Here is a 22,138-nt window from a genome sequence, read left to right on the forward strand (position 1 = left end):
TAAATTCTCCCCATTTCCTTCCTGATTACGCCCATTATAGCGAGAGAGACCGCGTAGCGTAAACAAGATTTTTCCAACAGAGGAAAAAACAGAACTAAAAAATATGGACGGACAGCTCGTTTTTTCGCGGGCAAAAAGCGGCCTCGAGACTGGGAGAACGGCGAATGAGCCTACGGACTATTCAGCCAAAAACGTTGCAAGTTCCTCCGTCAGTTTTTCCGGCGCTTCATACATGCTCATATGGCCAACAGCCGTCAGCAACACTTGCCGAATATGAGGACTGGCGACGGAAAAGCTTTTTTGCCGGCTGATAATTTGGTCTTGTTCTCCAGCCAGCAACAACACCGGTGTATGCGCTGAGCGCAATACATGATTGCGGTCAATGCGGTGTTTCATGCCTTTTGCGGTGCGAATCGCCCCTTCAGCGGGAGTGGCGAAGCCAATTTGTTTTGCCTGTTCAACCGCGTCCGGCATCGTTTGAACATGCTCAGGGGCAAACAGCCGCGGAATGAGTCCGTCAATGAACGGTTCCATGCCCTGCTGTTCAATCGTTTGCACCGCCTTGTCGCGGCCCGCCTTTCCCTGTTCATCATCGGGATAGGCTGTGGAATGAATCAGGCCGAAAGCACGGAGCCGTTTGGGGTATTTTTCCGCGAAGGCCAGCGTAATGTAGCCGCCTAATGAGTGGCCAAACAAGCTCACCTGATCGAGTTTCAGCTGATCGAGCAACGCCAGCAGATCTTCCGCAAATTGTTCCATGCCGTAAAACTCCCCGTCAGGGGCATCGCTGTCGCCATGACCGCGCAAATCCGGCGCGATCACTCGATAATGTTGGCCCAGCAAAGGAATCACTTCCTCCCAATAGGCTGAACTGCCGCAAAACCCATGCAGCAACAACACAGGGGCTCCGCTTCCAGCTTCCTGGTAGGCCAGCTTGATGCCATTTGCGATCATTTGTTTTTTCAATTTCCATCATCCTTTCCGTTTTGCTTATTGGCGATATGTTTTGCCCAGCGATAGACGGCCGCTCCAATCCTCCCCAGCGTGTTTAGCGCTTGCGGGTGTTCCACTCCCTCGGAGAAAACAGAGATGATGATTGTCCGTCCGCGAACATACAGGATACCGGCTTCATGCATTCTGCCGGTGTCCCAGCCGCTTTTATGCGCCAGCTGCCAGTCTTCGTCTTGCGGCAAAAGAGACGGCAAGCCATTGCAAACTTGTTGCTTTTTTAACAGCTCAACCATTTCCGTACAGCTTTTCTCTGCTAATATCGTCCTGTTGGCCAACCGGGACAGCAAACCGGCGACGTCGCTGGCCGTCAACAAATTGACTTGCGGCACATCCTGCGGATAGATCATCATTTTCCGGTAAAAACGACTCCGCGTCATTCCCAACTGCTTCATCGTCTCCTGAATGGCGGTTGGACCGATCCGTTCGATCAGCAGATTGGTTGCTGTATTGTCGCTTTGAATGATCATCAATGTCAGCAAATCGCGAACAGGTAAGGCCAACCCAGCCGACAAATGCTGCAAAACGCCGGAACCGCCTACCCGATCCTCCCGCCTGATCGCGAGTTGTTCATCCAGAGCAAGCCGGCCCTGTTCAGCAAGAGCATAAACAGCGACCATGATCGGCAATTTCATGACGCTTTCCGCGATGAACGGCAGCTGTTCATTCGTGCCCCACCGGCAGCCCGTGTCTGCATTTTCCAGGACGATGCCCCAGGTGCCGCCAGCTTGGCTGGTCAATTCGATCACTTCGTTGACCAGAGTCTGCAAGGTTCTCCCTCCTTTTGCGAAAAAAGCACCCCGGGAATCATTCCAGGGTGCTTGACATCGCTGCGTTTATAATGCTTTCATCGCCCGATAGCTGGCTTCGATCGTCTGCTCAATATCATCCTCGCTGTGCGCCAACGAAACGAACATTCCTTCAAACTGGGACGGCGGAATCATGACGCCTTCTTCCAGCAAGTTGCGGAAATAGCGCGAGAAAAGCTCTACATCGGCGGTTTTCGCTGTATCATAGTTGATTACCGGCGTTTCGGTAAAGAACATGCATACCATCGAACCTACTCGGTTAATCGTGTGCGGCAAGCCGAATTTGCGGGCATTTTCGGCCAATCCTTCCGCCAATCGGCGGGAACGCTGCTCCAGCTGTTCATAGACGCCAGGCTCGCCCAACAGCTGCAAGGTAACCAGGCCGGCAGCCATTGCCAGCGGGTTTCCGGAAAGCGTTCCCGCTTGATAGATCGGTCCGGCCGGGGCAATTTGCTGCATGATCTCCCGTTTGCCGCCGTAGGCCCCCACCGGCAGTCCGCCGCCGATCACTTTGCCCATTGTTGTCAGATCCGGCGTGATGCCGTATAAATCCTGGGCACCGCCGCGAGCGACGCGGAAACCGGTCATCACTTCATCAAAAATCAACAGCGTGCCATGCTGCTCGGTAATTTCGCGCAACGCTTGCAAAAATCCCGGTTGCGGCGGCACGACGCCCATGTTGCCGGCGACCGGTTCAACGATGACTGCAGCCAGTTCCCTGCCGAATTTTTCAAAGACCAACCGCAAACTGTCCAGATCGTTATACGGGATCGTGATGGTATTCACGGCGATCGTTTCCGGCACACCCGGGCTATCCGGCAAGCCGAGCGTGGCGACGCCGGAACCGGCCTTGATCAGCAAACTGTCGGCATGCCCATGATAACACCCTTCAAATTTGAGAATCTTGTCGCGTTTCGTATAGCCGCGAGCCAACCGCAGCGCGCTCATCGTCGCTTCTGTACCGGAGTTGACCATACGAACCACTTCCACCGAAGGAACGATTTCTGCCACCAGTTTGGCCATCTCGGTTTCCCTCTCCGTTGGCGCTCCGAAACTGGTTCCCAACAAGGCGACCTCGCGAACCGCTTCAATCACCTGCGGATGGGCATGACCCAAAATTAACGGGCCCCAGGAACCAATATAATCGATATATGTATTGCCATCGACATCATAGATGCGCGAACCTGCTCCTTTTTCAATATAAACCGGGTCGCCGCCTACGCTTTTGAATGCCCGAACCGGACTGTTCACACCGCCGGGAATATAGTGTTGCGCTTCTGCGAACAGCTTGTTTGATCTATCGTGTTGCATTCACAATCACCTCATCACATATCGAAACATTTTTTAAAAAAAGCGCCTGTTTGTCTTCCCGCAAACAAGCGCTTTTCATTTGTAAACAACGGCTTAGAGCCCTAACTGCTCAGCCACTTTCTCTTCCCATTCATAGATTTCGGGCGTGAAGTAGGACACACGCGTTTTCTTGTATTCCTTGGTTGAGTATAGCACAATGCGATCGGTAATGCCTGTTTCGTCCTCAATCGCTTGCAGGATCGCTTCGCATTCTTCCATATCCCGGCCATGCACCATCGTAAAAATGTTGTATTTCCAATCGGGATAGGTCGGACGCAAGTAGCAATGGCTGACGGCGCGGAAGCTGCCCATTTTCAGGCCGATCTCGTCAGCCTGATCAGCCGGTACATTCCAAACCCCCATGCCATTGGCGCGGAAACCGGCCTTGCGATGGTTCAGCACCGCGGAGAAGCGGCGCATCTGACCTCTGCTGACCAGTGTGTTCGCATGTTCCAGCAATTCTTCCGTACTGATGCCGATTTCTTTCGCCCAATCGTCAAACGGACGGGAGACAAACGGCAAATCTTTCTGCAACTGCAGAATCACCTTGATGTCCGTCTCAGTCAACGGGATTTGCATTGCCGCCTGACGCATCTCTTCGGTGTAATTGGGCGCTGCTTTGTCGTTTGCTTCACTTTCTTTTTTCACGTCGAGCTGTACGCCGATTTTGAACAACTTCAAGGTCGGCAAAATCCGAATGGACTCGACTTGCGCCATCTCGCCGAGAATTTCCACGGTTTTTTCCAGCCCAAAGCGGCTGTTCGGCGGAACCGCAATGGTAAACCAGAGGTTGAAGTCATGGTTGCGTTTGTAATTATGTGTAATCCCGGGATGTTGATTAAAGATTCGCGCCATCTCATCGAGTTTCTCCGGAGCGATCCGGGCAGCGACCAGGCTTGATTTGTATCCGAGCGCCTTGGTATCGAAAATCGCCGACATCTGGCGGATGACATCGCCTTTCATCCCGCGCAGGCGCTCCAGCAATGTCTCTTCGGTCGTGCCGATTTTTTCAGCCAACGCCTTGTAAGGTTCGGCCACCAACGGAATATCTTTCTGTACGGCGTCCAATATCTCTTTGTCGAGCGCATCCATCAAGTCAACTGACATCTTAATACCCTCCTTCTCGCAACCATTTTGCGATATCCTTGGCGTGATAGGTAATAATCAAATCAGCGCCGGCCCGTTTGAATCCAAGCATCGTTTCCATGACGATTTCCCGCTCGTTAATCCAGCCGTTAGCAGAAGCCGCTTTGACCATCGAATATTCCGCACTGACGTTATAGGCAACCATCGGCAAATGGAACGTTTCCCGCAGACGGTACAGCATATCCATAAAAGCGATGCCCGGTTTGACGATAAGAAAATCGGCGCCCTCCTCCACGTCGGACGCTGCTTCCCGCAATCCTTCGCGGGCATTGGCCGGGTCCATTTGATACGTTTTCCGGTCGCCAAATTGCGGCGCAGAGTTGGCCGCATCGCGGAACGGGCCATAATAGGCAGACGAATATTTCACCGCGTAAGACATCACCGGAATATTTTGGAACCCTGCTTCATCGAGACCAGCGCGGATAGCAGCGACAAAACCGTCCATCATATTGGACGGAGCGATAATATCCGCTCCTGCCTTCGCCTGGGAGACGGCTGTTTTGATCAGCAGTTCCAACGATTCGTCGTTGTCGACATAACCGTCATGGACGACTCCGCAATGCCCGTGATCGGTATACTCGCACAGACATGTATCAGCGATCACGACCAGTTCCGGATAGCGCTCCTTGATTACGCGAATCCCTTTTTGCACAATCCCGGTATCTGCGTAAGCTTCCGAGCCGCAATCGTCCTTGTGCTCCGGAATCCCGAAGACAAGCACGGATTTGATGCCCAGGCTGACGATTTCATCCAGTTCTTCTCCCAATCGGTCGAGCGAGAATTGATAAACGCCCGGCATGGACGGAATCTCATTTTTTTTATTGGTTCCCTCTACAAAAAACAGCGGATAAATCAGATCATTCACATGTACGTGATTTTCCCGAACCATACTGCGCAAAGCGGCAGTTGTGCGAAGACGACGGTGTCTGGCAAATTTGAGTGTCATGTTTTCTCCTCCAGCTTCCCTTTTACAAAATATCGATCAAACCTTGTATGGTATAATCCTTGGCCACTGCATCGACAGTTAAACCTAGTGCGTTGGCGGTTTCCGCCGTAATCGGCCCGATGCAGGCGATTTTAACGCCCTTCAGCAATTCCAGGTTTTGCTCGCCAAGCGCCTGCACGAAATTTTTTACCGTGGACGAACTGGTAAAGGTAATGATCTGAATCGCCCCTTGACGAAGCAATTCCAGCGTTTCCTCGGCGTTCTCCGCATCAATCTCCGTATCATACGTATCCACTTCCGTCACTTCCAGACCGAGTCGGGTCAATTCGCGCGGCAGCGTCTCGCGTGCGATATCAGCCCGCGGCAGCAACACTTTTTCTCCGGCATGCAACTGGTCCCGCAGGCTGTCCAGCAAACCTTCTGCCCGGAATTGACCAGGCAGCACTTCCACGACCAGCCCCTTTTCCTCCAAGGCAGCGGCTGTCTTCGGACCAACCGCAGCAATTTTGGCCCGCAGCTGGCGAATATCCAGTTTTAATTCACGCAACCGCTTGAAGAAAAAAGCTACGCCATTCGTGCTGGTAAACATCACCCAGTCAAACTGCGACAAATTGCGCAGCGCTTGATCCAACTCCTCCTGCCGTTTGGGCGGAACCATCTTGATTAGCGGAAATTCGATCGGTTCTCCGCCGAGTTCGGCGATTTGCTCGGAAAGTTCGCTGGCCTGACTGCGGGCACGGGTGACCAGGACACGCTTGCCAAACAGCGGTTTCTGTTCGAACCATTGCAGTTTTTCGCGCAGTTTTACGACTTCCCCGACAATGATGATCGCCGGATTGCTCAATCCTGCCTCTTCCCGCTTCTGCACGATATTTTCAAGCGTACCGACCACGGTCTGCTGTTCGATCGTCGTCCCCCAGCGAATCAGCGCAACCGGTGTTTGCGGGGATCGGCCGTAACGAATCAACTGCTGGCAAATGAACGGCAGATTGCCAACGCCCATGTAGAAAATGATCGTTTCCACTCCGGTGGCAAGGTGTGGCCAATTGATGCTTGATTCTGTTTTTTCCGGTCGTTCATGCCCTGTCACGATCGCCAGCGAGGAATTAAAATCGCGGTGAGTGACCGGAATCCCCGCATAGGCTGGGGCAGCGATGCCGGAAGTAATGCCGGGAACAATTTCAAACGGAATGCCATGCTTGACCAGTTCTTCCGCTTCTTCGCCGACACGTCCAAAGATGGAAGGATCGCCCCCTTTCAAGCGAGTGACCACTTTGCCTTCGAGAGCTTTTTCCACCAATACTTGATTAATCTCTTCCTGGGTCAACGTATGCCGGTCCGGCAATTTCCCGCAATAGATCAATTCGACGTCCGGTTTTGCGTGGGAGAGCAGTCGGGGACTGGCCAGCCGGTCATATACGATGCAGTCCGCCCGTTTGATTGTTTCCAGACCACGAACCGTGATCAGTTTTGGATCACCAGGTCCTGCTCCGACAAGATAGACTTTCCCTTTGCCCATGCTTAGTTCTCCTCCAATACTTTGGCCAGTACCTCTCCGGCACCTCCAGCCAACAGGTGTTCCGCTACTTTTCGTCCCAATGCCTCAGGATCGACACCGGTTTCTGTATGTGTAAAGATTTGCGTTCCATCTGGATCGGCAATCAATCCGGTCAGTGTAATCCGCGGCGCTTGTTCACCAGATGCTTCATCGATGGTGGCATATCCGCCGATCGGCACCTGGCAGCCGCCTTGCAACCGGTTTAAAAAGGCGCGTTCCGCCGTTACCGCCAAACGGGTTGGCAGATGATCGAGTTTCGCCAGCAATGCCCGCGTCTCGGCATCATCCGTACGGCATTCGATCGCCAGTGCGCCTTGCCCGACGGCCGGGACACTGATCTCGACCGGAAGAAATTGCGTGATCGTCCCATTCCACTTTACCCTTTCCAATCCGGCCGCAGCAAGTATAATCGCATCGTAATTTCCTTCGTTCATTTTGCGGATGCGTGTGTCGATATTTCCGCGAATCGATTCTATTTTCAAATCAGGACGATAGTTCAGCAATTGCGCTGCCCGCCGCAAACTGCTGGTGCCTACCACCGCGTTTTCCGGCAACTCATCCAGCCCTTTTCCCTCTTTGGAAAGCAGCACATCGCGCGGATCAACACGACGGGGAACCGCGCCGATCATCAATCCCTCCGGAAGCTCAGCAGGCATATCCTTCATGCTGTGGACGGCAAAATCGGTTTGCTGATCAAGCAGCGATTGCTCAATCTCTTTGACAAACAAGCCTTTGCCACCTACTTTGGCGAGCGTCACATCGAGGATCTTATCCCCTTTGGTCACGATCTCGCTCGTTTCGAATCGGGCTTCCGGCGCCAATTGCTGCAGTTGTTCAATGACCCATCCGGTCTGTGTTAACGCCAGCATGCTGCGGCGGGTTCCTACTTTCCACGTTTTCATGTTTGCCTCCTTGACCTCCCTCTCGACTCCACTCGCCAATCAGGGACGCGGCCATGTTTTTTCGTTCTTCTCCACTGGCGAAGAGATAAGCATCATCAAGCAGTTGTTGAAAAATCCGTTTGCGGACTTTTGCATCGTCTACTTGCGCCAGTACTTGTTGCCTGGTCTCCGCCAAAAAATCAAGATATTCCTCGTACTCCGGTCCGATCAATCGCTCCAGTTCAGTTTTCAGTTTTTTGGCCAAACTGGGCGAAGCGCCTGACGTCGATACCGCGACCATTAATTTGCCGCGCTGTATGACAGACGGCACGATAAAATTGCAGAGATCCGGTCGATCGACGATATTGATCCAACCATCAGTCAATTTGACAGCACGATAGACTGCCAAATTCACTTCCGCCCGGTTCGTCGCCGCGATCACCAGTGTATAGCCGGCCACCTGCTGTTGCCGAAACTCTTCAGCGATCCAACGGAACTTCCGTTGCTCCTGCCACAAAGCGTGCAGACCGGGCGAAAGCTCTGGCGACAGAACGGTTACATCCGCACCGGCCTGCATGAGCGACAGTACTTTGCGCTCCGCCACCTCCCCGCCGCCGACAACCAGACAGCTTCGCCCGCTTAAATCGATCATTAAAGGATACTGTTGTCTCATCAAGTCATTTCTCCCTCATAACCACCGATGAAAACGGGAGGCATCGGTAAGCAGGAAATTAAACAAAAGCACGGCAAAGGCGATCAAATTGCCAACAGCCAGCTTGCGGGCCAGCCATCCGGTGCGAAACCGTTTGTAAAGCAAATACGAATAGGCTACCAGCACCAATAACGAAGTCCAAACTTTTGCGTCGTTCCACATCTTCCCAGGCAAGACCAGCTGTCCCCAGATCGTTCCCAGAATGATCGCCAACAACAAGACGGGAACGCCGATCATATTCATCCGGTACGCGTACACTTCCAGCCGCTCCAGACTCGGCAGACGCTGAAGCAACGGGGTCCAGCGCTTTTGCTTCAACATTTTGTGCTGCAGCATATACATCGCCGAGAAAATCATCGACAGCGACAAGGCGCCATAACTGAACAGCGCAAGGACAATATGGATGAACAGCAACTCGGACGTGAGCCTTTGCGGAATGGTTTGCTGCGGGGTTTCCGGCAAAAACATGGACAACGTCAGCACAACAAACCCGATCACATTGGTAAAAAAGATGAGCAAATCAATGCGAAAGAAGTAATTCACCAGCAAGGAAAGGGTTACCAAAATCCAGGAATAGAAAAAGAGTGTCTCAAACAAGGTCAATACGGGAAAATAGGATTTTTCGGACATTTGTGAAACAAAAAAAACGGTTTGCAACGCCCAAACGACAGCAAGCAACCCAAAAGCCAAGCGATTGACTTTTCGGTTGCTTTGCACAAAATCATTGAAATAAAAGAGAACACTTGCAGCATAGAGAAAGATCGCCAAATCGTAGATCCACCTCACATCAGCCATGTTCTCTCTCCTCTCTTTCCTATAACATCCTACTCTTGCCATTGAGCAGCCAGACGTTGCTCACGAGCGGCCGGTTGCTTTTTCTCTTTCGCCCAAACAGCTTCCTGTCTGTCTCGTTCCATCTGCTCTTCGAGAGCGAAGATCGCCGCAAAAATATCCAACACTTCATCGCCGCGTTTTTCCGCCGCCAATTCTTTCAAGCGGACGACCGGGTCATGCAATAATTGATTAATGATTCCTTTGGTATGCTTGCGAATAATATGCAATTCTTTTTCCGACAGATCAGGCAGTTTGTTTTCAATCTTCCGCATCGCTTCGCCATGAATGGCAAACGCTTTTTCACGCAATGCGGCAATCAACGGAACGACGCCAAGCGTATCGTACCAGTTGGTGAACGCAACGATCTCCTCTGCGATCATTTCCTCCAAGCGGACTGCTTCCTTGCTGCGTTCAGCGAGGTTGCTGGCGACAATTCCCTCCAGATCGTCAATATCATATAAATATACATTATCAAGTTCGTGAATGCTCGGGTCCAAATCGCGCGGAACGGCAATGTCGATCATGAACAGCGGGCGGTTTTTCCGCTGTTTGACAATCGGTTTCAATTGTTCTTTCGTCACCACGAAATCGGTTGCCCCGGTCGAGCTGATCACGATGTCGGCGGTCAACAGGGCGGTCGAAAGCTGCTCCATCGTGCAAGCTTGCCCGTTAAACTTTTCCGCAAGCTGCTGGGCACGCTCCAGCGTCCGGTTCGCCACCCGCACTTCGGTCGCGCCATTGGCATGCAAGTGTTTGGCCGTCAGCTCGCTCATTTCCCCGGCGCCGATGACCAATACTTCTTTGCCGGAAAAAGAACCGAAGATTTTTTTGCCCAATTCAACAGCGGCATAGCTGACGGAAACCGCATTTTGCCCGATCGCAGTTTCGGTATGTGCCCGTTTGGCAAACGTGATCGCCTGTTTAAACAAAGTATTGAATACCGTTCCCGTTGTTTTTTGCTGTTGCGCAAGCAAAAAGGCATCGCGAACTTGTCCAAGGATTTGCGTTTCTCCCACGACCATTGAATCGAGGCCGCACGCAACATGAAAGAGGTGATCGATTGCCTCTGCATTCTCTTTGACATACAGGTGATCCTGAAAAACTTCCTTGTCAACCCCGAACCAGTCGGCGAGGAAATTACGCGTGTAAAAACGTCCGGTATGTAACTGATCGCAGACGACATAGATCTCTGTCCGGTTACATGTACCGAGAATGACGCTCTCGATGATACTCTTCGTCTGGGAGAGGAGATTAAGAGCGCGCGGCGTGCTGTCGTCAGTAAACGAAAATTTCTCGCGGATTTCGACAGGAGCCGTTTTATAATTAAGTCCCACCAATAGGATTTCCATAGCTTCCTCCCAGTGTTACGATGCTTAGTCTAAAAAAAGAATCGTTATTATTATAACATTATACCCCTCGAGAACCAGTTTTAAATGTGAAAAGTTTTTTAAGCTTCCTTGCGAGGGAAGGCGACAATAATAGAATCGGTTCGACAGGTTGCGCTCCTCTATTTTACGCCGGTTCATGGTAAAATAGCAAAAAACAAATTGCGGTTTACCATTTGAATGAAAAGCGAGGAATATGCGTTGAGCAAACGGTTTTTGGCTGATACCACTCTGCTACTGATCGCCTTCGTCTGGGGCGCTACCTTTTTGGTCGTGCAAAATGCGATCGCACACCTTCCCCCCAACACTTTTAACGCCGTCCGGTTTTCACTGGCTACCTTGGTTTTGCTGGCCGTTGTCCTGATTTTCTCGCGGGAGCAACTCCGCCGGTTTTCCCGCTCCGTCTGGAGTGCCGGATTTATCCTCGGGTTCCTGTTGTGCCTGTCATACGGCCTGCAGACCGTCGGCTTGCTGTATACCAGTTCTTCCAAAGCTGGCTTTATCACCGGCCTCTCTGTTGTGCTCGTTCCTCTGTTCAGCTACCTGTTCTTGCGGGAGAAATTAAAAAGCGTCGCCCTGCTCGGAGCATTGGCTGCTGCTGGCGGGCTCTACTTGCTCACCGCTCAGCAGTCGCTTGTGCTCAACAGCGGAGACCTGCTGGTGTTCGGCTGCGCGATTTGCTTTGGTCTGCAGATTGTCTTTACCGGGAAATTTGCCAAACAGCTGCCGGCCTTGCCGTTGGCGATCGTCCAATTGGGTACGGTTGCGCTGCTCAGCTGGCTGTATGCCTGCTGTTTTGAACAGTGGCAGTCAGCTTTTGCCGCCAAGACGATGTTGCAACCACAGGTGGCATGGGGGCTCTTGATCACGGCGATCCCGGGAACGGCGCTGGCCTTTCTCGGGCAAACCGCGCTGCAAAAATTCACCACCTCCACCAGAGTTGCCTTAATCTTTACGATGGAGCCGGTCTTTGCGGCCTTGACCGCATATGTGTGGATCAATGAACGGCTCGCCGTACCGCAATTATGGGGATGCGCCTTGATTCTCGGCGGAATGCTGCTGGCTGAACTGCCTGTGCCAAATTGGCTGAAAAAACAGCCGGTCGAGAGCAAGAAGCATTCCTGAACACATCTTGCCGACGAAAACAAAGAGTGCGGCCCGCTGACGACGGGTCTACACTCTTCGTTTGATTTCTTGCAAAACAATATCCGTAAAAATCTTCATCACATTGCCGCATACTTTTTGCGGCAAACGTTCCGCCCGCCGCAGAGATTGCTTAAGCCGAAGCAATCCTAACAGCGCCTGCGGGGTCCGACCGCGCAATCCTTCCTCGATGAGAGCAGCTGCAGCCTGTCCGACCTTGGACCAGTGCCAGTATTTGTTCACCCACTGTCCGATTTCTTGCGCCAGCCGGCGGTTCTTCAACTCATGTTGCAGATAAGCGGCTGTCCGTTCCATCTTGAAAAACAAATCTTTCAGCCCGGCAACGGCAACCATCGGATCGCCGTGCAACAGTTCAAAGCGAAACTGGTGCAGGGCGGCTGTAAGCTGAACCGCTTCCTGATCATTCAGAAACGACCCTTGGACATTGTCGGCAAAATCCAGAAACTCCGCTGAATCGTCATCTCCCACAACTTGCCGGATCGCCTCCTGCCAGGAGCGGAATGGTTCATACTGTTCCGGTTGGCGAAGGTAATCGGCAATGGTGATCAACGGTATTTTGGAGCTCTCCACATATTCCATCGCATTGGCCACATAGCCGGCAGCATACCGATACAGCTGCGGATCGCGATGCAGCAGCGGACCAATATGCAACTCATTGGCCATCGCCAAATCATTGACCGGATAATTGTCCCAATAAAGAGGCGGATGGCCGGTATGCTCCCAAAACCGTTGGGCGTCTCCTTCGGTGATCGATGGCGAGCAGATAAAGCGACCGGTCCAAAACAGGTGAATCTCCGCGGGCAACTTTCGGCCCAGACTAACGATGTAGGCTTCATTGCCCAACCCGTGATAACGCGTCGGGCAAACGACCAACCAGCACTGCTCCGGCCAACTGCGCATCTTTTCCCAGACCCGACCGATTACATAGGCATGGGCGTCAGCCAGGCTGGGGAACGACTCTTGATCCATTCCGTGCAGCAGTTTCATCGGGATGTCGTCAAATAACAGCCCAAAATGACGAACACCGAGACGAAACATTTGCTGATATTTTTCCATCACTTTTTCCAGATGGGAATCGCTGGAATATTCCATGCTTAAACCAGGGCTGAGACAGTAGTAAAAAGCCATTTGCTTCCGCTTGGCTTGCGCAATCAATTCCGCCACATGGGTCACCTGATCGTCTGGATGGGGCTCGTACCAGCGTTCGCGCAGATAAGGATCGTCCTTCGGCGAATAAAAGTAGCTGTTGAATCCCTGCTCGCCCATAAACGCCAGCATGCTGAGCCGATCCGCATGCGACCACGGTGTGCCATAAAAGCCTTCAATGACGCCTCTTATGGAAAAATACTCGGTCCGACTCAAAGATGTTCCCCTCCAGCAATTCTTCCTGCTTTAACTCTCTGCTTCTTCCGTTTCTGCCTCGGTCTCGGTCCCGGTATTTATATACTTGAGAATGGTTCCCCACAATTCGTCGCGACCTTGTCCCGTTTCCGAAGAAAAGACCAGCATGGAATCCGTTTCACGGAGCTGCAACTGTTCGCGGATTACTTTCAAGTGTTGCTGCCATCTTCCCCTTGCGATTTTGTCTCCTTTTGTGGCTACGACCACTGTCGTTAATCCGATTTGCTTGCACCAGTCGTACATGGCAATATCATCTTTGCTGGGAGCGTGGCGAATATCCACCAGCTGAACGACCAAGCGCAACTCTTTTCGGTCAGTCAAATAGCTTTCGATCATTTTTCCCCACTGTTGTTTGACCGATTTGGCCACCTTGGCATAACCGTAGCCGGGAAAATCGACAAAATACAAGCGATGATTAATGCGAAAATAGTTGAGCGTTTGCGTTTTCCCCGGACGGGAACTCGTCCGCGCCAACGCTTTCCGATTCAACATCTTGTTGATCAACGATGATTTTCCGACATTGGAACGACCTACCAGAGCGATTTCCGGTAGGCCGTCGGTCGGATATTGTTTAGGTCCAACTGCGCTAATAACAAATTCGGCCGATGTTACTTTCATGATTTCTTCACCAATTTTTTCGTTAAGGCGTATTCCAGTACTTCATCGAGATGTTCGACTGGAACCATTTTCATTTCTTTGCGTACACTTTCCGGGATGTCATCAAGATCTTTTTCGTTTTCTTTCGGGAACAAGACGGTTGTCAATCCTGCGCGGTGTGCGGACAAAACTTTTTCTTTCAATCCGCCGATCGGCAAAACCCTGCCGCGCAATGTAATCTCGCCTGTCATCCCTACCTCTTTCCTGACAGGTATGCCGGTCAAGGAAGAAACCAACGCGGTCGCCATCGTAATTCCCGCGGAAGGCCCATCTTTCGGAATGGCTCCTTCAGGCACATGAATGTGGATATCATACTTCTCGTGGAACTCGGGATCGATGTCCCACTCTGTTGCACGTGAACGTATATAGCTGAAAGCCGCTTGCGCCGATTCCTTCATAACATCGCCAAGTTGCCCCGTCAAAGTCAGTTTTCCTTTTCCCGGGAACATGCTGACCTCCACATTCAGCGTATCGCCGCCGGCTTGTGTCCAAGCCAGACCGGTTACGCTGCCCACTTGATCTTCCTTCTCGGCCAATCCAAAGCGGAAGCGCGGTTTTCCCAGCAAGCTCTCCAACGTTTTGGCGGTAACTACGACGCGCTTTTTTTCACCGCTGACGATCAACTTTGCCGCTTTCCGGCAGAGGTTGGCTGCCTCGCGGTTTAAATTGCGGACACCGGCTTCCCTTGTGTACTGGCGGATGATCTTCATCATCGCGTCTTCATTTACTTTCAGCTTATCCTTGGACAACCCGTGTTCCTCGATTTGCTTCGGCAGCAAATAGTCCTGGAAGATGTGCAGCTTTTCCAGTTCCGTGTAACCGGCAATATGGATCACTTCCATCCGGTCCAACAGCGGACGCGGGATCGTATCCAGCGTGTTGGCGGTGGTGATAAACATTACGTTGCTCAAATCATACGTTTCTTCCACGTAATGATCGCTAAACTTGTCGTTTTGGTTCGGGTCCAACACTTCCAACAAAGCTGCCGACGGATCGCCGCGAAAATCGGAGGCCAATTTGTCGATTTCATCCAGCAGGAAGACCGGATTGATTGTACCAGCCGTTTTCATCCCTTGAATAATCCGGCCCGGCAAAGCGCCTACATAGGTACGGCGATGGCCGCGGATTTCCGCTTCATCCCTGACACCGCCAAGGGAAATGCGCACAAATTCCCGCTCCAGTGAACGGGCAATCGATTTGGCCAGCGAGGTTTTTCCTACCCCCGGCGGCCCAACCAGGCAGAGAATCGGGCCGCGCATCTGGTTGACCAGTTTTTGCACCGCCAAATACTCAAGCACGCGTTCTTTCGGTTTCTCCAATCCGTAATGATCTTCATTCAGCACATCTTCGGCATGCTTGATGTCCAGATTGTCAACCGTTTTACGCGTCCACGGCAAAGCGAGCAACGTATCGATATACGTGCGGATAACGGCGCCTTCCGCTGAAGTAGTCGGCATTTTTTCCAACCGATCCAGCTCTTTTTCTATTTTGGTCCGAATCCGTTCCGGAACGTCCGATTTATCCAGTTGACTGCGCAATTCCTCAATTTCGCCGGCACGTCCTTCTTTGTCGCCGAGTTCCTTTTGGATCGCTTTCATCTGTTCACGCAGATAGTACTCTTTCTGCGTTTTTTCCATCTGTTTCTTGACACGCGTATTGATCTTCCGCTCCAGCTCGAGAACTTCCCGCTCATTGTTCAAGATCGTCAGCAAGATTTCGAGACGCTGCTGAATGTCGACTGTCTCCAAAATCTCCTGTTTGTCCTTCATTTTCAGCGGCAAATGCGAAGCGACGATGTCGGCCAGGCGGCCCGGTTCTTCGATATCGCTAACGGAAGTAAGCGTCTCCGGCGATACTTTTTTGGATAACTTGATGTATTGTTCAAAATGATTCAATACGGCACGCATCAGTGCCTCAACCTCGTTGTCCTCCGCTTTGGTTTCTTCCAAATATGTAATGGAGACCTCAAAGTATTCGTCTTCTTTCAGGTACTCTTCAATTTTGGCCCGTTTCAGCCCTTCCACCAATACGCGAATCGTTCCGTTTGGCAGCTTCAGCATTTGTTTTACACGGGCAACAGTCCCTACCTCATAGATTTGACCCGCAACCGGCTCTTCTATTTGAACCTCTTCCTGTGTGGCCAACAAAATTTTGTTATCGTCAACCATGGCTTTTTCCAAGGCTTTAATAGATTTTTCACGACCTACGTCCAAGTGTAGCACCATGCTTGGATAGACGAGCAATCCACGCAAGGGCAAAAGCGGAATCTCTCTTTTCCCGCTCAATTCACCCATGGCCCGGCACCTCCCGATATCTTACTGTCAATTGCATGTTTGAATAAAAGCACGCACAAAACAAATCCATAATTGGCGATTAGGCCCATTATCAGATCATTTTAGCGTAAACGAAGGCCGATGTCTAATTTCCGATACACTTCACGAGCGATTCTCTATTATAGCGTAAGGCTGGAGGGTGCCAGTTCGTCGGTTTGCACTGTCAAGCTGATCGGAGACAAAACAACCTCCTCGGCTTGAACCGGTTCGATGAACGCCAAGTCTAATGCTTCCTGGACGGTAGACAGCGGAATAACCTCGATGTCGCTCATCTCGGCAAATATTGACTGCCAGTTCTCTTTCGGAATCAGCACGCGTTTGGCCCCTGCTTGACGCGCCGCTTCCACTTTGGCCACGACACCGCCAATCGGCTTCACCTTGCCATGAATGCTGACCTCCCCGGTAACAGCGAGCAAATTATCGACCGGCTTTCCTTTAATCGCGGAATAAATGGCGATCGCGATCGCTACACCAGCCGACGGACCATCGACGGGTACACCGCCCGGAAAATTGATATGCAGATCGTAATCGTACGGCTTTACGCCAAGCCGTTGCAATACGGTCAACACATTCTCGATGGACCCTTTGGCCATTGATTTTCGGCGAATCGTCCGGCTTTGCGTTCCCAGCTCTTCTTCCTCGACCATCCCCGTCATCGTTACCCGTCCGCTTCCAGCAACTGCTGCCAAGGATGCGGTCACTTCCAGTTCCATGACGCTCCCCATGTTGGGGCCATAGATGGCCAGCCCATTGACCAGACCCACTTGCGGCGTATCATGCACCTGTTTTTCCAACCGCGGCGATTTCTGGCTGCTGTGCACGACCCATTCCACATCAGCGGCCTCGATTTGCTTGCGGCCTTCGGTCAAAGCGATCCCTGCGGCAATTTGCAAGGTGTTGATCGCTTCCCGTCCATTCGTCGCATAACGCTCGATCACAGCAGCGGCTTCCGGGAGCAAATCCATGTCCATTTTGCCAACCGCTGTCTTGACGATACTGCCGATTTCCGCCGGTTTTAACGGACGGAAAAAAATTTCCAGACAACGCGACCGCAGCGCCGGAGGAATTTCCTCAGGGGTACGAGTCGTCGCGCCAACCAGGCGAAAATCCGCTGGCAATCCATACTGAAAAATATCGTGGATGTGGGAAGGAATCTGGTTATTCTCTTCACTATAATAAGCACTTTCCAACATAACTTTCCGATCTTCCAGCACTTTTAGCAATTTGTTCATCTGTACCGGGTGCAATTCGCCAATTTCATCCAGGAACAGCACGCCCCCATGAGCCTTTGTCACTGCTCCCGGCTTTGGCTGCGGAATTCCTTGCTGTCCCAACGCGCCGGCCCCCTGATAAATCGGGTCGTGAACGGAACCGATCAGCGGATCGGCAATGCCCCGTTCGTCAAAGCGGGCAATCGTCGCGTCGATTTCCACAAATTTGGCATCTTGCTTGAACGGAGATTGCGGATTCCGTTTGGCTTCTTCCAACACGACCCGGGCCGCCGCCGTTTTGCCAACGCCGGGTGGTCCGTAAATCAGCACGTGTTGCGGATTCGGTCCGCATAAAGCGGCCCGCAATGCGCGCAAGCCGTCTTCTTGCCCGACAATTTCCTCCAATGAACTTGGCCGGGTTTTTTCCGACAATGGTTCGGTCAAGGCAATCATCCGCATTTTCCGCAATTGATCCATATCTTTTCGGGATTCCTTATCGCTCGAGGTCTTGGCTGTCCGTTGCGTCCGTAGTAAATTCCAGAAATAGGTACCAATGATGATACCGACAACTACCTCAATACAGGCAATGACTAGCGTCGTATAGTCCATCGTTATTCCCTCCCACCTGAGCTCTCTTGAACTATATAGAGTAGTATTGCCTTTCCAGCCAACCAGTAAACGACAAGAAAATCTTTCAATTACTTTTCCGGACGGCGACGCCATTGGCGCTTTTTTTTGCCATAAAAAAAGAGAGCGTACTGAGCCAGTACACTCTCTTTGCTGTTGCTCGTTATGCCGTTTCACCGATTTCGTTTCCTTCTTTGTTGACAAGACGAGGCTTTACCTTATCCCGAACCGTTTCTTCGGTAATCAGGCACTTGCCGATGTCTTCGCGGGAAGGAAGTTCATACATCATATCCAGCATAATTTGTTCGATAATGGCGCGCAGTCCGCGGGCGCCGGTGTTGCGCTTGATCGCTTCCTTGGCGATTTGCGACAGTGCTTCCGGGGTGAAATCGAGTTCCACTCCGTCCAGACTGAGCAGTTTTTGATACTGCTTCACCAGAGCGTTTTTCGGTTCGGTCAAAATGCGCACCAGCGCATCCTCGTCCAGCGGCTCCAATGTCGCCAGCACAGGCAGACGGCCGACGAATTCCGGAATCAAGCCGAATTTCAACATGTCTTCCGGCAGAACGTATTTCAAGTATTCGCCTGCTTTCAGATCGCCTTTTACCCCATCGGCATCCGTGCTGAAGCCGATCACTTTCTTGCCGATGCGCCGTTTGATAATCTGTTCGATTCCATCAAACGCACCGCCGCAAATAAACAAAATGTTGGAGGTGTCGATCTGGATAAATTCCTGGTGCGGATGTTTACGGCCACCTTGTGGAGGTACACTTGCGACGGTTCCTTCCAGGATTTTCAGCAATGCCTGTTGCACGCCTTCGCCGGATACATCGCGAGTGATGGAAGGGTTTTCCGATTTGCGGGCCACTTTATCGATCTCGTCAATATAAATGATGCCTTTTTCGGCTTTTTCCACATCATAGTCAGCTGCCTGGATCAATTTCAGCAAGATGTTTTCCACATCTTCACCGACATAACCGGCTTCTGTCAGCGAGGTCGCATCGGCAATCGCAAACGGCACGTTCAAGATGCGCGCCAGCGTCTGCGCCAGCAAAGTTTTCCCGCTCCCGGTCGGTCCAATCAGCACGATGTTGGATTTTTGCAACTCCACATCTTCAATTTTGGCGCCGGAGTTAATCCGCTTGTAGTGATTGTATACGGCCACTGCCAAAGATTTTTTCGCCATGTCCTGCCCGATGACATACTCATCGAGGATTTGGCGGATCTCCATCGGCTTCGGAATCTCTTTCATATCGATATCTTCGTCAGAGCCGAGCTCTTCTTGGACAATCTCATTGCAAAGTTCGATACATTCGTCGCAGATGTAGACGCCTGGACCTGCTACCAATTTACGAACCTGTTCCTGCGATTTGCCGCAAAACGAGCATTTCAACTGACCTTTATCATCGTTGAATTTAAACATTCATTTCACCTCTTATCAGGTCATTTGTTTGGGTGAAAGATCGCGTCAATCAACCCGTATGCTTTGGCTTCTTCTGCGCTCATGAAATTATCGCGGTCCGTATCCCGTTCAATCCGATCATACGGCTGTCCAGTGCGTTCCGCCAAGATTTCATTCAACTGTTTTTTGGTTTTCAGAATCCACTCGGTATGAATCCGAATGTCTTCTGCTTGCCCGCGAACTCCGCCTAATGGCTGATGAATCATCACTTCGCTGTTGGGCAAGGCGTAACGTTTCCCTTTGGCACCAGCCGTCAGCAAAACTGCTCCCATGCTGGCCGCCATGCCAATGCAAATTGTCGAAACATCCGGTTTGATAAATTGCATCGTGTCGTAGATGGCCATTCCCGCTGTAACTGAACCACCTGGAGAGTTTATGTATAAACTTATGTCTTTCTCTGGGTCTTCAGCAGCCAAAAACAAAAGTTGGGCCACCACCGCATTTGCAACTTCATCATCAATTTCGCTGCCCAGAAAAATAATGCGGTCTTTTAACAAGCGTGAGTATATGTCATAGGCACGTTCTCCGCGATTGGTTTGTTCAATAACCATAGGAATTAACATGTGATCCACCCTCCTCTGCAATGTTTATGGAATTTCCGCCATTCGCTTGCTTTGCTCCAGGCTGTCCGGCAAAAACAGATGATGTTGGAAAAACAAGGCACGACTCGTTTGCTCGTGCCTTGTACGCTTATCCTTTTGTACTAAGTTATGCTGTAGCTTTATTTTCTGCAACCAAAAAATCGACTGTTTTGCGAGTTTGAATATCGCGGTACAAGCCAGCCAAACCATCTTGCGCAGCAAAAATCTTGCGAAGTTCGTCAGCAGGACGGCCGTACATGCTAGCCAGTTTATCCAGTTCTTCGTTTACATCTTCTTCCGTTGCTTCGATGTTTTCCGCTTTGGAGATCGCTTCCAGCGTCAATGCGGTGCGAACGCGAGTGGTTGCATCGCTGCGGAGCTGATCGCGCAATGCGCTCTCATCCATGCCGGAGAACTGATAGTAAAGCTCCATGTTCATTCCTTGCATTTGCAAACGTTGGGCAAACTCGTTGACCATTTGATCGATTTCTTGCTCGATCATCACGTTTGGAATGTCGATTTCCGCGTTTTCGCTGGCTTTGATCACCAATTGTTCACGGATGTAAGTATCTTTGTCTTTCGCTGCTCTTTCTTCCAGTTTCTTTTTGGTGTCGGCTTTGAGCTCTTCCAGTGTATCAAATTCGCTTACATCTTTCGCGAATTCATCATCCAGTGCCGGAAGATTTTTGCGCTTGATGCCGTTCAATTTCACTTGGAAGACCGCTTCCTTGCCGGCAAGGTTAGGAGAATGGTACTCTTCCGGGAAGGTTACTTTTACTTCTTTTTCTTCGCCGATAGCCAAACCTACCACTTGCTCCTCGAAACCGGCGATAAAAGTGCCGGAACCAAGCTCAAGGCTGTAATCTTCAGCTTTCCCGCCTTCAAACGGAACGCCTTCGAGGAATCCTTCAAAATCAATGTTGACGATATCGCCGTTTTGCGCTGCGCCTTCTTCGATCGTCACGAGTTCAGCATGGCGTTCTTGCATGCGTTTCAATTCAGCGTCCACATCTTCATCGGTGACAGCGAATTCTTTCGGCTCGACAACAAGATTTTTGTAGTCGCCCAGCTTCACTTCCGGTTTGACGGTTACGGTTGCCTTAAAGACCAGCGGTTCGCCTTTGCCGATCTTTTCGACATCCACTTCAGGGCGGTCCACCGGTTCGATGCCCGCTTCGCGAACAGCTTGTCCGTATGCCACCGGCAGCAAAATATCGAGAGCATCTTGATACAAGGACTCTACACCAAAGCGCGCTTCAAACATCTTGCGCGGAATTTTACCTTTACGGAAGCCGGGAACATTCACTTTTTTTACGACTTTTTTAAATGCTTGATCCAAGGCGTCATCCACTTGCTCCGCACTCACTTCAACGGTGAGCACACCTTGGTTATTCTCTAACTTTTCCCATTTTGTTGCCACTTAAACTTCCCCTCCTAGATTAAATCCAGAGACATTGCCCCATACCCTAACAAAATATAGCCGTAACGAGAGCAATTAACTGCAAATATAACCATTCTAGTATAGCATATTCATTTGGAATTTCAACCTGGCCGCCGCAAAGTAAATTGTCCGCCGCGTTCAGAGATTGGTTTGCCATGGTGATCAAAATATGTGACTTCGACCACAACCTGTTCGGAAGTTGCCTCCGTCTGTTCCAATATAGCATATGTAGGGACGGCAAAACCACGCGGAAGTTGCAGGCTGCCCGGATTCAGGAACAAAATCCCCCGTTCGACCGCACAAAGCGGATAGTGGGAATGGCCGAACAGGACGAGATTCGCTCCCGTCTCTTCAGCGCGATAGTGCAGGCGCATCAGCGAGTTTTTCACTCCGTAAAGATGGCCGTGCGTCTGCAAAATTTGCAAGTCGCGCCAGTTGGTCATCCGCTCGTTGGGAACGTCCGGCGCGCTGTCGCAATTGCCATGAACCAACAGCATCTCGGAAAAAGGCTGGCGAGCATGGTCCACACAAAAATCGCCGCAATGATAAAGCCGTTCGACCGAATGGCGATTGACGGTTTCCTGCACTTCCCGCACCAGTCCGTGCGTATCGCTCATGATCAAAATGCTCAC

The 22,138-nt window shown here is 51.3% G+C and carries 19 protein-coding genes; 1 reads left to right on the forward strand and 18 read right to left on the reverse strand.

The window, feature by feature from the left end; translation table 11 throughout:
• Positions 1 to 177: 177 nt before the first annotated feature.
• From JOD01_RS08075 to hemA, 10 genes are all read right to left on the reverse strand, one after another.
• The gene (locus JOD01_RS08075; protein WP_204517748.1) at positions 178 to 966 is read right to left on the reverse strand and encodes an alpha/beta fold hydrolase; all 789 of its coding nucleotides are present in this window, start codon (positions 964 to 966) and stop codon (positions 178 to 180) included.
• Complete coding sequence (locus tag JOD01_RS08080; protein ID WP_239565304.1) at positions 963 to 1,778, reverse strand: serine hydrolase; 816 nt, start codon at positions 1,776 to 1,778, stop codon at positions 963 to 965. Before JOD01_RS08080 ends, JOD01_RS08075 begins: the two co-directional genes overlap by 4 nt.
• Positions 1,779 to 1,844: 66 nt before the next feature.
• Positions 1,845 to 3,128 carry a glutamate-1-semialdehyde 2,1-aminomutase gene (hemL, locus tag JOD01_RS08085; RefSeq protein ID WP_204517749.1) on the reverse strand — a complete coding sequence of 428 codons (1,284 nt, stop codon included), beginning with the start codon at positions 3,126 to 3,128 and terminating at the stop codon, positions 1,845 to 1,847.
• A 93-nt stretch (positions 3,129 to 3,221) separates the two neighbouring features.
• On the reverse strand, positions 3,222 to 4,274 hold the full coding sequence (ahbA, locus tag JOD01_RS08090; RefSeq protein WP_204517750.1) for a siroheme decarboxylase subunit alpha: 1,053 nt from the start codon (positions 4,272 to 4,274) through the stop codon (positions 3,222 to 3,224).
• Between the two features lies 1 nt (position 4,275).
• Positions 4,276 to 5,259: a porphobilinogen synthase gene (gene hemB, locus JOD01_RS08095; protein ID WP_204517751.1), complete on the reverse strand. Its 984-nt coding sequence runs from the start codon at positions 5,257 to 5,259 to the stop codon at positions 4,276 to 4,278.
• A 22-nt stretch (positions 5,260 to 5,281) separates the two neighbouring features.
• A complete protein-coding gene (gene cobA, locus JOD01_RS08100; protein ID WP_204517752.1) occupies positions 5,282 to 6,778 on the reverse strand; it encodes a uroporphyrinogen-III C-methyltransferase in 1,497 nt (498 codons plus the stop codon).
• A 2-nt stretch (positions 6,779 to 6,780) separates the two neighbouring features.
• The gene (gene hemC, locus JOD01_RS08105) at positions 6,781 to 7,719 is read right to left on the reverse strand and encodes a hydroxymethylbilane synthase (protein ID WP_204517753.1); all 939 of its coding nucleotides are present in this window, start codon (positions 7,717 to 7,719) and stop codon (positions 6,781 to 6,783) included.
• Positions 7,652 to 8,371, reverse strand: coding sequence for a precorrin-2 dehydrogenase/sirohydrochlorin ferrochelatase family protein (locus JOD01_RS08110; protein ID WP_204517754.1), 720 nt, complete (start codon positions 8,369 to 8,371; stop codon positions 7,652 to 7,654). The genes hemC and JOD01_RS08110 overlap by 68 nt, the downstream gene beginning before the upstream one ends.
• Before the next feature lie 15 nt (positions 8,372 to 8,386).
• A complete protein-coding gene (locus JOD01_RS08115) occupies positions 8,387 to 9,205 on the reverse strand; it encodes a cytochrome C assembly family protein (RefSeq protein WP_204517755.1) in 819 nt (272 codons plus the stop codon).
• Between the two features lie 29 nt (positions 9,206 to 9,234).
• Positions 9,235 to 10,593, reverse strand: a complete 1,359-nt coding sequence (hemA, locus tag JOD01_RS08120) for a glutamyl-tRNA reductase (protein ID WP_204517756.1) — start codon at positions 10,591 to 10,593, stop codon at positions 9,235 to 9,237.
• A 237-nt stretch (positions 10,594 to 10,830) separates the two neighbouring features.
• Between hemA and JOD01_RS08125 the strand changes: the two genes are divergently transcribed.
• Positions 10,831 to 11,754: a DMT family transporter gene (locus JOD01_RS08125; RefSeq protein ID WP_239565305.1), complete on the forward strand. Its 924-nt coding sequence runs from the start codon at positions 10,831 to 10,833 to the stop codon at positions 11,752 to 11,754.
• A 48-nt stretch (positions 11,755 to 11,802) separates the two neighbouring features.
• Here JOD01_RS08125 and JOD01_RS08130 read toward each other — a convergent pair whose 3' ends face one another.
• From JOD01_RS08130 to JOD01_RS08165, 8 genes are all read right to left on the reverse strand, one after another.
• Positions 11,803 to 13,155, reverse strand: coding sequence for a protein O-GlcNAcase (locus tag JOD01_RS08130; protein WP_204517758.1), 1,353 nt, complete (start codon positions 13,153 to 13,155; stop codon positions 11,803 to 11,805).
• 30 nt (positions 13,156 to 13,185) lie between these two features.
• Positions 13,186 to 13,812 carry a ribosome biogenesis GTP-binding protein YihA/YsxC gene (gene yihA, locus JOD01_RS08135; protein WP_204517759.1) on the reverse strand — a complete coding sequence of 209 codons (627 nt, stop codon included), beginning with the start codon at positions 13,810 to 13,812 and terminating at the stop codon, positions 13,186 to 13,188.
• Positions 13,809 to 16,145, reverse strand: a complete 2,337-nt coding sequence (gene lon, locus JOD01_RS08140) for an endopeptidase La (protein ID WP_204517760.1) — start codon at positions 16,143 to 16,145, stop codon at positions 13,809 to 13,811. Before lon ends, yihA begins: the two co-directional genes overlap by 4 nt.
• A 158-nt stretch (positions 16,146 to 16,303) precedes the next feature.
• Complete coding sequence (gene lonB / locus JOD01_RS08145; RefSeq protein WP_204517761.1) at positions 16,304 to 18,004, reverse strand: ATP-dependent protease LonB; 1,701 nt, start codon at positions 18,002 to 18,004, stop codon at positions 16,304 to 16,306.
• A gap of 181 nt (positions 18,005 to 18,185) precedes the next feature.
• Complete coding sequence (gene clpX / locus JOD01_RS08150; RefSeq protein WP_204517762.1) at positions 18,186 to 19,445, reverse strand: ATP-dependent protease ATP-binding subunit ClpX; 1,260 nt, start codon at positions 19,443 to 19,445, stop codon at positions 18,186 to 18,188.
• Positions 19,446 to 19,465: 20 nt separating this feature from the next.
• Positions 19,466 to 20,047 carry an ATP-dependent Clp endopeptidase proteolytic subunit ClpP gene (clpP, locus tag JOD01_RS08155; RefSeq protein WP_204517763.1) on the reverse strand — a complete coding sequence of 194 codons (582 nt, stop codon included), beginning with the start codon at positions 20,045 to 20,047 and terminating at the stop codon, positions 19,466 to 19,468.
• 145 nt (positions 20,048 to 20,192) lie between these two features.
• A complete protein-coding gene (gene tig / locus JOD01_RS08160; protein ID WP_204517764.1) occupies positions 20,193 to 21,485 on the reverse strand; it encodes a trigger factor in 1,293 nt (430 codons plus the stop codon).
• Positions 21,486 to 21,607: 122 nt separating this feature from the next.
• Positions 21,608 to 22,138 carry a YfcE family phosphodiesterase gene (locus JOD01_RS08165; protein WP_204517765.1) on the reverse strand — a complete coding sequence of 177 codons (531 nt, stop codon included), beginning with the start codon at positions 22,136 to 22,138 and terminating at the stop codon, positions 21,608 to 21,610.

It is taken from the genome of Brevibacillus fulvus, assembly GCF_016908525.1.
Lineage (GTDB): Bacteria > Bacillota > Bacilli > Brevibacillales > Brevibacillaceae > Brevibacillus_G > Brevibacillus_G fulvus.